Below are 15,245 nucleotides of genomic sequence, written 5' to 3'. Positions count from 1 at the left end.
CAGAAGCTCCGGGGTAATTATGAAAAACCTATATGCAATTTGACGAAAAAACGAAGATAATTGTTTCTCATCTGTACAAATAGCATAACAATAGAATATGAACAAAATATGAACACATCATGAATAAACCGTTAATATTGACCGCAGAGGAGAAAAATGGCCGTTTCGCGGAGCACAGGAGGGAGGAATTTTCGAAATGGAAGAAGAAACAGGAAGAAAGATAATCGTGATCGGACATCGGAACCCGGATACGGATTCCATCTGTTCGGCGATTGCATATGCAAGATTAAAGCAGGCAGTGACCGGACGGGAGCATGTACCGTGCCGTGCCGGGATCATCAATCAGGAGACCCAGTATGTTCTGGAGCGGTTTCAGGTTCCGGTTCCGGAGTTTAAGGAAAATGTCCGGACGCAGGTAAAGGATGTGGAGTTCCGGAAAACAAAGGGCGTCAAATCCAATATTTCCTTAAAAAAGGCATGGAGCCTGATGAAGGATCTTGGCGTTGTGACGCTTCCGATCACCAGGGACAGCCGTCTGGAGGGGGTAATTACCATCGGTGATATTGCCAACTCTTATATGAACGTATATGACAGTGCGATTCTTTCCGCAGCACGTACCCAGTATGAAAATATCAGGGAGACTCTGGAGGGAATTGTGGTTGTCGGGGATAAAAACCGTTATTTTGATCAGGGAAAGGTGCTGGTGGCAGCGGCAAATCCCGATCTGATGGAGTCCTATATCGAAGAGCATGATCTGGTAATCCTCGGAAACCGTTACGAATCCCAGCTTTGTGCCATTGAGATGAATGCGGACTGTATTGTGGTCTGCGACGGTGCACCGGTCTCCATGACCATCAAGAAGCTGGCGGAGGAGCATGGATGTACGGTGATCTCGACGCCGTTTGATACGTTTACGGCGTCCCGTCTTATCAATCAGAGTATGCCCATTGGCTATTTTATGAAAACAGATAAGATCATCAGCTTCGATATTGAGGATTATACCGATGAGATTAAGGACATCATGGCAAGCAAACGGTTCCGTGATTTTCCGATCCTGGATAAGGACGGCCGTTACAAGGGCATGATCTCCCGTCGGAATCTGTTAGGCATGAAGCGCAAGCAGGTGATCCTGGTGGATCATAATGAGCGTGCTCAGGCTGTTGAGGGGATTGAGAACGCAGAAATTCTGGAGATCATCGATCATCACCGCCTCGGAAGTCTGGAGACGGTTTCGCCGGTGTTTTTCCGGAATCAGCCCCTTGGCTGTACAGCGACCATCATTTATCAGATGTATATCGAAAACAAGGCAGAAATCTGTCCGGAGGTGGCAGGACTTCTGTGCAGTGCTATCATTTCCGATACGCTTCTGTACCGGTCGCCCACCTGTACACCGGTGGACAAGGCGGCGGCGGAGGCACTGGCAAAGATTGCCGGTATTGATACCAAGCAGCTTGCCAGAGAGATGTTTGCGGCGGGAAGCGATCTGAAGCAGAAAACAGAGAAAGAAATTTTTTATCAGGATTATAAGGTATTTGATATGGATGGCACTACCATCGGAATTGCCCAGATCAGTTCCATGGATGAAGAGGAACTGAAGGAATTAAAGAAGCGGATGGTTCCGTTCCTGGAACAGATGAAGAGCAGGCATAACGTGGATATGCTGTTTTTCCTGCTTACCAGTATTCTGGATGAATCCTCCGAGGTGCTGTGTGACAGCCAGAGCGGTGAGCAGCTTCTTGAGCAGGCGTTCCCCGGCTGTCATCCTCAAAATCAGTCGGTGGTTCTGGAGGGCGTGGTGTCCAGAAAGAAGCAGTTTGTACCGGCACTGATGATGGTGCTGCAGGCATAGGAGAGGTGTTTTACGATGAAGTACGCATTGACGAACGGAAAAATTTTAGACGGAACAAGGGACATGAGTGTGCAGGAGGAACTCTGCGTTCTGGTGGATGGCGAGAAGATCCGGGCACTGGTTCCGGAACAGGAGATTTCGGTCGGGTATGAAACGATTGATTTAAAGGGCGGCTATCTTATGCCGGGACTGATCAACATGCATGTTCATCTGGCAGGCAGCGGAAAGCCCCAGAAAAAGCAGAGGGACAATGAGAAGCTGGTGAAGAAGATCATGAGCTCGGGCCTTACCAGGGCAGTTGCGTATAAGATGGTCTGCGGATTTGCAAAGCAGGAGATGCTAAGCGGAGTCACGACGATACGGACGGTAGGAGGCCTGGGGGATTTTGATACCAGGCTTCGTGATGAAATCGCGGCGGGAACAAAGGACGGTCCCAGGATCCTTGCGGCAAACCGTGGAATCTCCGTTCCCGGCGGACACATGGCAGGTTCAGTTGCTGTGGCAGCACATAATAACGAGGAAGCCCTCGCCCATCTGGCTCAGTCGAAAAAAGAGGGTGTGGATCTCATTAAGCTGATGATCACCGGCGGCGTGCTGGATGCCAGGGAAAAGGGTGTGCCCGGGGAGCTGAAAATGGCGCCGGACATGGTAAAGGCTGTCTGTGAGAAGGCTCATGAGGCAGGGTATCAGGTGGCCGCCCATGTGGAATCGCCCGAAGGTGTCCGGGTCGCACTGGAAAATGGCGTGGATTCTGTCGAGCATGGTGCAAAGTTGGATGAGTATATGATCCGGCTTTTCAAAGAGCATGGCGCATTCCTTTGCACGACTCTGTCTCCGGCTCTTCCCTATGCGTTGTTTGACCGGTCGGTTACCAATGCGTCCGAGGTGGAGCAGTATAACGGCAACGTGGTCTTCGAGGGGATCATCGACTGTGCGAAGGCAGCTCTGGAAAACGGAATTCCGGTGGTGCTGGGGAACGATGTGGGATGCCCCTGGATCACGCAGTATGATTTCTGGCGGGAGCTGTATTATTTCCATAAATACGTCGGCGTGTCCAACGCCTTTGCCCTTCACACGGCAACGGAGCAGAGCGCCCGCCTGGCCGGGATCGGCGATGTGACAGGAACCATTGCACCCGGAAAGTGTGCGGATCTGATCGTGACAGCGAAAAATCCTCTGGAAGATCTGCGGGTTCTGCGAAACGTTGATCTGGTCATGGCACGGGGCCGCCTGATCCGCCAGCCGAAGCTCAGAAAGCGGGCACAGGTGGAAGCCGAGCTGGATAAGTTTTTGGACTGAAAAGCATGGAGAGAACGATATGAGACACAACTGGAATAATATTACCATGATCGGTATGCCGGCCTCCGGGAAAAGCACGGTCGGTGTGCTGCTGGCTAAGCGGATCGGCTATCAGTTTATTGATTCCGATATTCTGATCCAGAATCAGGAGAAGCGGCTGTTAAAGGAGATCATTGCCCAGGACGGCCTGGAGGGCTTCCTTGCCATTGAAGAACAGGTGAACCGCGGCATTCAGGCAGACCGGGCCGTCATCGCTCCCGGCGGCAGCGTGATCTACGGAAAGACTGCTATGGAGCATCTGAAGGAGATCGGAACTGTGGTTTATTTAAAGATCAGCTATGAGGATCTGGAAAAGCGGCTTGGAAACCTGGTGGACCGCGGGGTTGCTCTGAAAGACGGCATGACGCTTCGGGATCTTTACGATGAGCGGACAGAACTTTATGAGAAATATGCCGATGTTACCATCGATGAGACCGGAAAGACCAGCGGAAAAGTCGTTGACGAGCTGCGGGCCATGGTGGAGTGGGGGTAGAAAGCAATGGCGGTGCAAAGTGGTACTTTTCTGGTACTTGCTTGACAATGCCCTTTCAAGTGTGCTATTCTGTGATACGTTGAAAACCTTATAGATCAAGGGATTTCAATAAAAATAGTCGAGTGTTCGAGACCTTCCACTCGTAAAACAAAACTAAAGGAGAAATGAAAAATGAAGACAAACAACGTATCATCAAAGGTGGTTCTGTATCTTGTGCAGGGAGCGCTGATCGCGGCGCTCTATGTGGTGCTGACCATGCTGTTCGAGCCTATTTCGTTCGGGCCGGTGCAGTTCCGGATCTCAGAAATGCTGGTAGTGCTGCCGTTCTTTACACCGGCGGCGATTCCGGGTGTGACCATCGGCTGCTTCCTGGCAAACCTGTTTTCCGGAGCGGTTGTTATGGACGTGGTGCTGGGAAGCCTGGCGACTCTGATCGGCGCTGTGGGAACGTATCTGCTGCGAAAGCACAAGTATCTGGTGAGTGTGCCGCCGATCGTGTCCAACACCCTGATCGTACCGTGGGTGCTGAAGATTGGCTACGGTGCGGGAGACGCAGTACCGTTCATGATGGTGACCGTGGGAATCGGAGAGATCCTGGCGGTGGCAGGACTGGGAACGATTCTTCTGCTGGCGCTGGAGCGTCATAAGAACGTAATCTTCCGGATGAACGCGGTATAGTTCAAATAAGGAAAGGAAAAGAAATGTATCAGATCGATTTTCAGAAACCTATTGCGATACATTTTATCGGAATCGGCGGGATCAGTATGAGCGGGCTGGCGGAGATACTGCTGAAGGAAGGCTTTCGCGTAACCGGGTCCGATTCAGCAGTGTCTGCTCTGACGAAACATCTGGAAGCCGGCGGAGCAGTTGTATATCAGGGACAGCGGGCATCCAATATCAGTCCCGATACGGATCTGGTGGTATATACGGCGGCTGTTCATCCGGATAATCCGGAGTTCGCCGAGGCTGTGCGGCGGGGACTTCCCATGCTGACAAGAGCCGAGCTTCTGGGGCAGATGATGAAGAATTACAGGCAGGCAGTAGCCATTGCCGGAACCCATGGAAAAACAACGACGACTTCCATGGTGACAGAGATCCTGCTGGCAGCGGATGCAGATCCGACGATTTCCGTGGGTGGGATTCTTCACAGCATCGGCGGAAATATCCGGGTCGGCCATTCGGACTGCTTTGTGACGGAGGCATGTGAATATACCAACAGCTTCCACTCATTCTTCCCGACCATTGAGGTTATTCTGAATATCCGGGAGGATCATCTGGATTTCTTTAAAGATCTGAATGACATACGAAACTCGTTCCATACCTTTGCGAAGCTTCTGGCAGGAGACGGACTTCTGATCATCAATGCGGATATTCCGGGATACCGGGAGTTAATGAACGATCTTGCCTGTCCCATGGTGACCTTTGCGCTGGAAGCGGAGGATGCGGATTACCGGGCAGAGCAGATCACCTATAATGAAAAGGGATATGCGTCCTTTGACGTGATCCGTCGGGGAAGAAAGATCGGTCATCTGGATCTGGAGGTTCCCGGTGAGCATAACATTGCCAATGCCCTGGCTGCGGCAGCTGTGGCAGATGCACTTCATATTCCGGAGGAAGCCATTGAAAAAGGTCTTGACGGCTACACCGGAACAGAGCGGCGGTTTGAATTCAAGGGAAATCTCGGAGGTGTGGAGATCATTGATGATTATGCGCATCATCCGGATGAGATCAAGGCGACGCTGCTTGCGGCAGAGAAGCTTCACAAAAAGAAGATCTGGTGTGTATTCCAGCCGCATACATATACCAGGACAAAAGCGCTGATGGGAGAGTTTGCGAAAGCATTGTCCCTGGCAGATGAGGTAGTTCTGGCGAAGATCTATCCGGCGAGAGAGACCGATACGCTGGGAATCAGCTCCGCGGATCTTGCTGTCGAAATTGAGAAGCTGGGCACGCCGGTCCATTATTTTGAATCATTTGGAGAAATTGAGAAATTTCTTCTGGAAAATCTTGTCCCCAATGAATTGTTGATAACTATGGGGGCGGGAGACGTTGTAAAGATTGGAGAAACCCTTTTGGGAAAGTAGTTATCCACAATATCCACAGGCTTATCAACAATTTATGGGGATAAGCCTGTGGATTTTTTTGTGGAAAACTCCAGATTGATAAATTCATAACTATCCAGTAAAATCGACGTTTTCTGCACATGATGGGGAAAAAAGTCGATGGTTATCCACAATATCCACAATATCCACAATGAAATTGTGGAGAAAGCTCCACAGTCTGTGGACAGGAAAAAGCAGTTCTCTTTTTCGGGGGGCTGTGCTATAATGGACGGACGAGAGAGGTGAGAGAGATGGCCGGACTGTATGTGACAGACAGGCAGAGCCACGGAGCAACGGTGGTGTCCAACCGGTTTGTGGATGATTATATGGCGGAGGCTAACGGAGAGTTTGTAAAGGTATATCTTCTTCTGCTGCGTCAGATGACCCTGGGCGGAGAGCTTTCTGTCGCAGGAATGGCGGACAGGCTCAATAATACGGAAGCAGATGTGCTGCGTGCATTGAAATACTGGGAAAAAACAGGGCTGATCCGACTGGAATATGACCGGGCGGGAACGCTGGCAGGGATCTTGCTGCTGGATGGGGAGAAGGCCATGCAGGCTCCGGGCCAGGAAAACCGACGGGGGATAGACCGTCAGACAACGGAGCACCGGGCAGGAACCATGGACGGACAGGCAGAGTCCGGAGCGGCGGAGCAGGAAGCGGCTGCGAAGTCGGTCTTTGACGGAAACGGCCCTACAAAGGAGCAGATGCAGGCGCTTACGAAGGACGCGGATTTTACCCAGCTTGTCTATATGGCAGGACGTTATACGGGAAAGAATCTGACGGCAAGAGACTGCGATGTGCTGGGAAACCTGTATGGGAATCTTCATATGAGCGCAGAGCTTCTGGAATATCTGCTGGAATACTGTGTTTCCAATGGACACCGGAGCATGCGTTATATTGAGGCAGTTGCCCTGAACTGGAAGGAACGTGGGATCCTGACGGTGGAGCAGGCGCGGGCGGAGACCGTCATGGGCGGAAAGAATACATATGCCGTGTTAAAGGCCTTTGGTCTTGGCGGGCGGAATCCGGCTGCCGGGGAGCGGAAGACTATCGACCGGTGGTTTCGGGAGTACGGCTTTCCGGTGGAGGTGGTGCTGGAGGCATGTGACCGCACCATGCGGGCGATCCATCAGCCCAGCTTTGAGTATGCGGACAAGATCCTGACGGAATGGCGGAAGAAAGGGATCAGCCGGAAAGAGGATATTGCGCGGTTGGATGAAAAGCAGCCGAAGGATCAGTCCCAGATTCAGAGCCGCGAGGAAAAGCGCCCCAACAGCTTCCATAATTTTACCCAGAGAGATTACGATTACGATGAGCTGGTGAAAAAGCTCAACGGTTTTTAAAGGAGGATGGCAGTGGCACTGAGTAATTCCCAGTATGATGCGCTGATGAGGATCTATCAGCGGCGGCAGACGGAGAACCGCCATAAGCAGGAGGAGCGGATCGCACAGGTCTACCGGGCGCTTCCCCGGCTGGAGGAGTATGACCGGGAGATTGCGGCCGTTTCGGTGGAGCAGGCAAAGCGGCTCTTATCCGGTGATCAGGCGGCGCTTCCCCGGCTGCGGACAAAGCTTGACGAGCTGCGGGAGGGAAAAGAAACACTGCTGGCGATGGGCGGCTTTTCAAGGGAGTTCATGGCGCCGGTCTATACCTGTCCGGAATGTAAGGACACCGGCTATGTGGACGGGAAAAAGTGCCGCTGCTTCCGACAGGCGGAGATTAAGATCCTGTACGGACAGTCCAATCTGGAGCATGTGCTGGAGCGGGAAAATTTTGATCATCTTGTCTATGATTACTATGATAAGGAACTGATCGTCAACGAAAAGCAGGGGCTGAGCCAGTATGATTATATGAAGCAGGTGGTGGCAGGCTGCCGTGCTTATGTAGAGAATTTCCGGGAAAAGGGAGGAAATCTTCTGTTCACCGGTTCGGCAGGAACGGGAAAGACATTTCTGACCAACTGCATTGCAAAGGCGCTTCTTGACCGGGCGGAAGCGGTGCTGTATCTCACGGCATCAGATCTGTTTCAGATCATCGTGGATCACCGGTTCGGGCGGGATGGCGAAAACCGGGAAAAATATGACGGTTTGTTTTCCTGCGATCTGCTGATCATTGATGATCTGGGGACAGAGCTGGGAAACAGTCTGGAAAATGCGGAGCTTTTTTACTGCATCAATGACCGGAAGCTGCGGGAAAAGTCTACAGTGATCTCCACGAATCTGTCGGTCAATGAGCTGCGCCGTACCTATTCGGAGCGTATTGCGTCCCGTGTTATGAACGATTATCGGGTTATTCCGCTCTTTGGCGCTGATATTCGTATAAAAAAGAAAATCGGGCAAAGCAGGGCTTGACTTTTCAGAACGCCGATGTTAGCCTTTTAATAGAAAACTCGGAATTACTGTGTCATTTTATGTTATAAAAATATTACAGACGATCGGATAAAACAGGAGGAAACAAGAATGCAGGACGAACATGTGCTGAATACCATACCCGTAGGGCCGCTGGGGCTGATCCCTATTGACGGCTGCCAGGAGCTTGGGCGAAAGGTGGATGCCTATCTGGCTGCGTGGCGCTGTGAACGGCAGCATGAGCATAAAGGATCCGTGCTGTTTTCTGAATATGAAAAGGAAAGCTTTATTATCGAAAGTCACGTGCCGCGGTTTGGAACCGGTGAGGCAAAGGGCGTTATTGACAAATCCGTGCGGGGGGATGATTTGTTCCTGATGGTGGATGTCTGCAACTACAGCCTGACGTATACAGTCAGCGGTCATCTGAACCATATGTCCCCGGATGATCATTTCCAGAATTTAAAGAGAATTATTGCTGCGGTGGGTGGAAAGGCAAGGAGGATCACCGTTATCATGCCGTTCCTTTACGAGAGCCGCCAGCATAAGAGAAGCGGAAGAGAATCCCTGGACTGTGCTCTGGCACTTCAGGAGCTGATCCATATGGGCGTGGATCATATTATTACCTTTGATGCCCATGATCCCCGCGTGCAGAACGCGATTCCGTTAAAAGGCTTTGAGACGGTGCAGCCCTGCTATCAGTTTATCAAACATCTGCTGCGTCATGAGCTGGAGCTCCAGATCGACAGTGAGCATATGATGGTCATCAGCCCCGATGAGGGAGGCATGAGCCGTGCAATCTATTTTGCTAATGTTCTTGGCCTGGATGTGGGTATGTTCTATAAGCGCCGTGATTATACCAGGATCGTAGACGGACGTAATCCGATTGTAGCACATGAGTTTCTTGGTTCCTCAGTAGAGAATAAGGATGTGGTTATCATCGATGATATGATCTCCTCCGGAGACAGTGTTCTTGAGGTAGCTAAGGAGTTAAAGCGCAGAAAGGCAAGAAAGGTGTTTGTCTGCGCAACGTTCGGTCTGTTTACCGGCGGACTTCAGAAGTTTGATGAATATTATGAGAAGGGGATCATCGACCGGATCCTTACCACAAACCTGATTTACCAGACGCCGGAGCTCCTTTCCAGACCGTATTATATTGATGTTGATATGAGCAAGTATATTGCGCTTCTGATCGATTACATGAACCATGATGTTTCCATCAACGGGCTTCTGAATCCAACCGACCGTATTAACCGGGCACTGGAAAAATATCGGAACCGGTAAGAAGTGACAGCAGGCGAAAAAATGTTTCTGGAGCAGTCCGGAAACAGAAATGAACAGGAATGAATAAAATATTCTCCCGTCCTTCGGAACAGATCTGAAGAGACGGGAGATTTTCTGTTTATAAGGTGATCAGATGATATGGCACGTTCAGTCTTGACAGGAAGGCAGCCTCCCGTTTATGGCAGGTGAACAGGAGCACCTGGCCGGAATAATGTTCTGCCAGCCACTTTAAGGTGTTGTGGAGGCGGGTATCATCATAGTAGGCGAAGGTGTCATCCAGCAGGATGGGGAACGAGACATCAGGGCAGAGGATCTGCACCGCACTGATGCGGAGTGCCAGATAGATCTGCTCAATGGTGCCGCGGCTTAATGATTCCAGAGGAACAGTCCGGCCGCCGGTGCGGACCGTGACGTTTAAGCTTTCATCAATGTAAACCTGATCGTAAATGCCGTCGGTGATGGAGCAGAGGATTTCGGAAACCTGGCGGTTAAGCACCGGGCTGAAGGTTTCATGGATCTTTGCTGACAGGGAGGCAATGGTTTCTTCTGCCAGAGTGACGGCTTTGATCTTTTCCTCTGCCTGATGGTTTGCTTCACGAATCCGCCCCACGGCAGTTTTCTGTTCCTCCAGGTCGGCGAGTCTGGCTGTGGCCTGTTCAAATTCCCAGGTCTGCTTCTGAAACTGTGTCTGCTCTTCATGGGCAGCCTGGAGCTGTTCCTGAAGCGCAACGATGGCCTTTAAGGAATCCTCTGTGGCTCTCTCTGTGGCTTCCAGCTCCTTTTCCTGCTGGAAATAATCACCGATGACTCGAAGCAGTTCCTCCATGCCTTCCTCGCTGACCTCGGAAGTTCCGAGATGGAGTTCAAACTGCTGCTGTAGAAACAGCTCGGTTTCTGCGGCCATTGCTTCCGAATCGGAGTCATCTTTTCGGGACAGGATGAATAAAATAACAGTGACCAGAAGTGAGACTCCGGAAGCACCGAAAAAGAAGATCAGGAATGGCAGCATGGGGAGCGGAAACGGTGTGTTTACGATCGGAATCTTGTCGTAAAAGATAATACCGAGTCCAAGAAGCGCAAAAATCACCGTGGATAAAAGCCCGGCAGCGATGTCACGAAAGCGCAGCCTTCTCCGTGCATGGCGGTCATTCTCGTTTTTGGCAAGCCGGTGGGCGGCAAAGGCATCCTCCAGACGATCCTGGTAGATTTCCGGATTGCGGATTGCGGACATGCTGTTTTTGGCAAGCTGTTCTTTTCGAAGCTCATGGAGCGTTTCCAATCCGGCCTGAGTTTTCTGTTCTTTTTTCAGGGAGGCTTCCAGTGTTTTGATTCTCTTTTCCAGCTCCTCTGGCTGGCCGTCCATGTCCTTTAACTGATCCTCGATCTCACAGATCTCCCGGAACAGGGACCGGAACCGCTCTTCAGCATTCGGGTCGATGGACTGCTTCAGGGCTTTTTTCTTTTCCTTTAAGGAAGCCATGGTATGGGTTACATCCAGGGCACTGTTTCCGGAAAAGGTTAAGCTGGAGAGATGATTTTTCAGGCCGGAGCTTAGCGACTTGTCAGTGGCAGCCTTGAGCTGTTCAATGCTGATGGTGTTTTTATAAACATCTTCAGTGAGACCGCTCAGCAGCCGGTCCAGATCGGCCTGCTCGGTACTGATCAGCTTTCCGGTGGCCTGTTTCCGGATGGCCATGGTACGGTTTTTGGTGTCAAAGCACCGTTCCAGCAAAAAATCGCCGTCATCCTCATCCGTCCGGAACGACAGAGAACCACCGTAGGGAGCCTGAGAATTCCAGGGATAATAGTGGCTGTAGGTATCGGTACTGGCGGCCCGTCCCCGGCCCCGTTCCATGCCGAAGAGCATGGCACGCAGGTATGCGTGGAGGGTGGATTTTCCGGAGCCGTTGTCTCCGTAGATCACATTGATCCCATCGGTAAAGGACAGATCCTCATGGGTGTATTTTCCGAAACCGGAAATATGCAGATCCTTTAATTTCATTTTGGTTCTCCTGTATCTGAATCTAAGTTGGAAAGCAGCGCGTCAAGACCATAGAAAAATGCCTGGCGGCGGATTGGATCCTGAAGGGAGGATTCCTCAGCGCCGGGAAGAAAGGTGTCAATATAATCACCGATCAGGTCGTGGCGGTGTTCCATGCGCAGCGCTTCGATGTCATAGGCGGGTACGGTCGTATCGGTAAACGAGATGATCCGTCCGGCAGTTCTCAAATATGCTTCGTCGAACACGATGTCGGGATCCCGCTTTCCGGTTAAGGTCAGCTTGTAGATATTGGCGGCTCCGTACTGTTCCATGAAATTTGTCACGGTTTTGAACAGAGACTGGTTTGTGGTCTTTTCCGTCACCTTGACCCGGCATGGAATATAGCTTCTGGAGGCAAGAGGAAGGAATTTCAGATGCAGTTCACCGGGGCCGTCATTTTCGGTGAGCTCCCCGGCGATACAGCCATGATTTCCGGTTTCCGTCAGATCTACCGGGCAGAGGGAGCCAGGATAGGCCATGCGTCCGGCTTCGTTGAGCCAGGGCTTGTGGATATGGCCCAGTGCCATATAGGAAAAGCCGGATCCGGCCATTTTTTTCAGATCCATGGGGATATGGGTTTCGTCTCCGCCGTGGGCGAGAAGAATATGAAACCTCCCGTCTGCAGGAGCCTGAAGTGTATCATACAGTGGTTCGCGGATCTCTCTGGTATGATAGGAAAAACCATGAACTATGGTATTCAGCTCCGGAAAGGAGACTTCTTCCAGCTCGTTTCCCGACAGGAGGGTGACATGATCCGGCCAGGTGAACCGCTCCAGGGCGGAGCCGGCACGGATACAGTCGTGATTTCCGGCGATCATGATCACAGGGATCTCCGGAATATTGGAAAGAAGCGCGCTGGCCTCTTTCAGTTCCGCGGCGGTGGGCTGGCGGTGGAACAGATCGCCGGATAAAAGAAGCAGATCCGGCTTCTCTTTTTTGCATGCCACGATCAGCGCCTTGAACGCGGCAAGAATATCAAAAGAACGCTCGCGGGACCAGGGAAATCCCCGGTCCGGCTGGCATCCGAGATGGATGTCGGCAGCATGGATAAATTTCATGGAATAATCCTTTCTGTAAAAACCGGGCAGAATTCCATCGTGCTCCAGAATCAGGCCGGTTCGGAATAGTAACCAAAAGTCAAGGAACTCTTTTCATTATATCATAGGTAATGAGGTGGTTTCAAAAAAATATTTTTATAAATTGCATAAAATTTAGGGGAAAATAAAAAAATAATTGTTCACATATTCCAAAAAGTGTGATAAACTTAATATAAGCATCATATGTAACTGTTCAGGGCCTGAAGGGATCAGATATGACCCGGAGCAGGAGACAGAACTATATTACAGCAAGAGGTGATAGCGTGGTTAAGAAAGAAATGATTGCAATGCTGCTGGCCGGCGGACAGGGCAGCAGGCTGGGCGTTCTGACAGCGAACGTGGCAAAACCGGCAACAGCTTTTGGCGGAAAATACAGGATCATTGATTTCCCGCTCAGTAACTGTATCAATTCCGGAATCGATACAGTCGGAGTTCTTACCCAGTACCAGCCCCTCAGGCTCAATGCTCATATCGGCATTGGGATTCCGTGGGATCTGGACCGGAACATCGGAGGAGTGTCCGTCCTTCCGCCATACGAAAAGAGTAAAAACAGTGAGTGGTACACGGGAACAGCCAATGCGATTTATCAGAATATGGAGTACATAGACTCCTATAATCCGGAGTATGTGCTGATCTTGTCCGGCGACCATATCTATAAGATGGATTATGAGGTTATGCTGGATTACCATAAAGCAAACAATGCAGATGTGACCATCGCGGCCCTTCCGGTTCCCATGGAAGAGGCAAGCCGTTTCGGCGTGGTGATCACAGATGAAAACAACCGGATCACGGAGTTCGAGGAGAAACCGGAGCATCCCAGAAGCAATCTGGCTTCCATGGGTATCTATATTTTTACCTGGAAGATCTTAAAAGAAGCTCTGATCAAGATGTCGGACGAGCCCGGCTGTGATTTCGGAAAGCATGTGATCCCCTACTGCCATGCCAAGGGTGAGCGGATCTTTGCCTATGAATACAACGGCTACTGGAAGGATGTCGGAACGCTCGGCTCCTACTGGGAAGCCAATATGGAGCTGGTGGATATTATCCCGGTATTCAACCTTTATGAAGAATTCTGGAAAATCTATACCAAGAGCGATATCCTGCCGCCTCAGTATATTTCCACAGATTCCGTCATCGAGCGCAGCATCATTGCCGAGGGCTCCGAGGTTTACGGCGAGGTCTATAATTCGGTGATCGGTGTCGGAGTTAAGATCGGAAAGGGCGCGGTGATCCGCGATTCCATTCTGATGTCCGGTGTTGTCATCGGCGACAACTGCGTACTGGATAAAGCCATTGTGGCAGACAACGTGGAGGTCGGAGCCAATGTCCGGCTGGGCGTGGGCGAGTTTGCCCCCAGCAAGCTGAATCCCAAGGTTTATGCCTTTGACCTGGTGACCATCGGTGAGGATTCCTATATTCCCGACGGCGTTTCGGTAGGACGGAATACGGCAATCTCCGGCGTGACAGAAAAATCAGATTATCCCGGCGGCGCGCTTGAGAGCGGCGGTTATATTATAAAGGCAGGTGGCGTGAGATGAGAGCGATAGGAATTATTCTGGCAGGCGGAAACAACAAGAGGATGAGGGAATTGTCAGAGAAGCGTGCGGTTGCCGCAATGCCTGTCGCAGGAAGCTACAGAGCCATCGACTTCGCTCTGAGCAACATGAGCAATTCCCATATTAAAAAAGTAGCGGTATTCACCCAGTACAATTCCACTTCCCTGAATGAGCATTTAAGCTCCTCCAAGTGGTGGGATTTCGGAAGAAAGCAGGGAGGACTGTTTGTATTTACTCCGACCCTTACCGCAGTCAACAGCAACTGGTACAGAGGTACGGCAGATGCTCTCTGGCAGAACCTGAATTATTTAAAGAGCAGCCATGAGCCTTATGTTGTGATCGCCTCCGGCGACGGAATCTACAAGATGGATTACAATAAGGTTCTGGAGTATCATATCGCAAAACAGGCAGATATCACTGTGGTCTGCAAGGATCTTCCCGACAGCGAGGATGTGAGCCGCTTCGGCCTTGTACGCACCAACGGAGACGGACGGATCATCGATTTTGATGAAAAGCCTATGGTGGCGACATCCCATACGGTGTCCTGTGGAATTTATGTAATTCGCCGCCGTCAGCTCATCGAGCTGATCGAGAAGTGTGCGGAGGAGGATCGCTACGACTTTGTTCAGGATATCCTGATCCGCTATAAGAACATGAAACGGATCTATGCCTACAAGATGGAGTCCTACTGGAGCAATATCGCCTGCGTGGAGGCTTATTACAAGACCAACATGGATTTCCTGAAACCGGAGGTTCGAAATTATTTCTTCAATACCTATCCGGATATTTATTCCAAGGTAGATGACAATCCGCCCGCAAAGTACAACATGGGAGCCCAGGTGCGGAACAGCCTGGTGTCCAGCGGCTGTATCATCAACGGCAGGGTGGAGAATTCGGTGCTTTTCAAGAAAGCATATATTGGCAACAACTGCGTGATTAAAAATTCCATCATTCTCAATGATGTTTACATCGGCGATAATACGCGGATTGAGAATTGTATCGTGGAAAGCCGCGATACGATTCGGGCAAATATGACGTATCAGGGGGAGCCCGGAAATCTCAAGATCGTCATTGAGAAGAATGAGCGGTTCGTGCTTTAAGAATCTGCCTGCTGGAGAATGACGAAGGAAGGGGACT

12 protein-coding genes are annotated in these 15,245 nt (G+C 50.9%); 10 read left to right on the top strand and 2 right to left on the bottom strand.

Annotated elements, in window-relative coordinates; genetic code table 11:
* Positions 1-196 precede the first annotated feature (196 nt).
* From ACTQ3K_RS10055 to ACTQ3K_RS10020, 8 genes are all read left to right on the top strand, one after another.
* The gene (locus ACTQ3K_RS10055; RefSeq protein WP_441567579.1) at positions 197-1,849 is read left to right on the top strand and encodes a putative manganese-dependent inorganic diphosphatase; all 1,653 of its coding nucleotides are present in this window, start codon (positions 197-199) and stop codon (positions 1,847-1,849) included.
* A gap of 15 nt (positions 1,850-1,864) precedes the next feature.
* A complete protein-coding gene (locus ACTQ3K_RS10050; protein WP_441567577.1) occupies positions 1,865-3,148 on the top strand; it encodes an amidohydrolase family protein in 1,284 nt (427 codons plus the stop codon).
* A 19-nt stretch (positions 3,149-3,167) separates the two neighbouring features.
* Entirely contained in the window at positions 3,168-3,680 is a 513-nt protein-coding gene (locus tag ACTQ3K_RS10045; protein ID WP_441567575.1) for a shikimate kinase, read from the top strand.
* A 171-nt stretch (positions 3,681-3,851) separates the two neighbouring features.
* A complete protein-coding gene (locus ACTQ3K_RS10040; RefSeq protein ID WP_441567571.1) occupies positions 3,852-4,358 on the top strand; it encodes a QueT transporter family protein in 507 nt (168 codons plus the stop codon).
* Positions 4,359-4,381: 23 nt separating this feature from the next.
* The gene (gene murC, locus ACTQ3K_RS10035) at positions 4,382-5,764 is read left to right on the top strand and encodes a UDP-N-acetylmuramate--L-alanine ligase (RefSeq protein WP_441567569.1); all 1,383 of its coding nucleotides are present in this window, start codon (positions 4,382-4,384) and stop codon (positions 5,762-5,764) included.
* Between the two features lie 269 nt (positions 5,765-6,033).
* Positions 6,034-7,128, top strand: a complete 1,095-nt coding sequence (locus ACTQ3K_RS10030) for a DnaD domain protein (protein ID WP_441567567.1) — start codon at positions 6,034-6,036, stop codon at positions 7,126-7,128.
* A gap of 12 nt (positions 7,129-7,140) precedes the next feature.
* Positions 7,141-8,136, top strand: coding sequence for an ATP-binding protein (locus ACTQ3K_RS10025; protein WP_441567566.1), 996 nt, complete (start codon positions 7,141-7,143; stop codon positions 8,134-8,136).
* Positions 8,137-8,244: 108 nt separating this feature from the next.
* Complete coding sequence (locus ACTQ3K_RS10020; RefSeq protein WP_441567564.1) at positions 8,245-9,414, top strand: ribose-phosphate pyrophosphokinase; 1,170 nt, start codon at positions 8,245-8,247, stop codon at positions 9,412-9,414.
* Positions 9,415-9,532: 118 nt separating this feature from the next.
* On the opposite strand, the gene ACTQ3K_RS10015 is transcribed toward ACTQ3K_RS10020, so the two are convergent.
* Both ACTQ3K_RS10015 and ACTQ3K_RS10010 read right to left on the bottom strand, forming a co-directional pair.
* On the bottom strand, positions 9,533-11,416 hold the full coding sequence (locus tag ACTQ3K_RS10015; protein WP_441567562.1) for an ATP-binding protein: 1,884 nt from the start codon (positions 11,414-11,416) through the stop codon (positions 9,533-9,535).
* Positions 11,413-12,513 (bottom strand): metallophosphoesterase family protein, encoded by a 1,101-nt coding sequence (locus ACTQ3K_RS10010; RefSeq protein ID WP_441567560.1) that lies wholly within the window; start codon positions 12,511-12,513, stop codon positions 11,413-11,415. The genes ACTQ3K_RS10015 and ACTQ3K_RS10010 overlap by 4 nt, the downstream gene beginning before the upstream one ends.
* Positions 12,514-12,815: 302 nt before the next feature.
* Here ACTQ3K_RS10010 and ACTQ3K_RS10005 point away from each other — a divergent pair, with 302 nt between their 5' ends.
* Entirely contained in the window at positions 12,816-14,090 is a 1,275-nt protein-coding gene (locus ACTQ3K_RS10005; protein ID WP_441567558.1) for a glucose-1-phosphate adenylyltransferase, read from the top strand.
* The gene (glgD, locus tag ACTQ3K_RS10000; RefSeq protein ID WP_441567556.1) at positions 14,087-15,208 is read left to right on the top strand and encodes a glucose-1-phosphate adenylyltransferase subunit GlgD; all 1,122 of its coding nucleotides are present in this window, start codon (positions 14,087-14,089) and stop codon (positions 15,206-15,208) included. The genes ACTQ3K_RS10005 and glgD overlap by 4 nt, the downstream gene beginning before the upstream one ends.
* Positions 15,209-15,245 lie beyond the last annotated feature (37 nt).

It is taken from the genome of Candidatus Paralachnospira sp. LCP21S3_A2 (genome assembly GCF_052118925.1).
Classification (GTDB): domain Bacteria; phylum Bacillota; class Clostridia; order Lachnospirales; family Lachnospiraceae; genus Lientehia.
The sequence above is the reverse complement of the archived record's forward strand: the minus strand, read 5'-3'. Positions and strand labels throughout refer to the sequence as shown.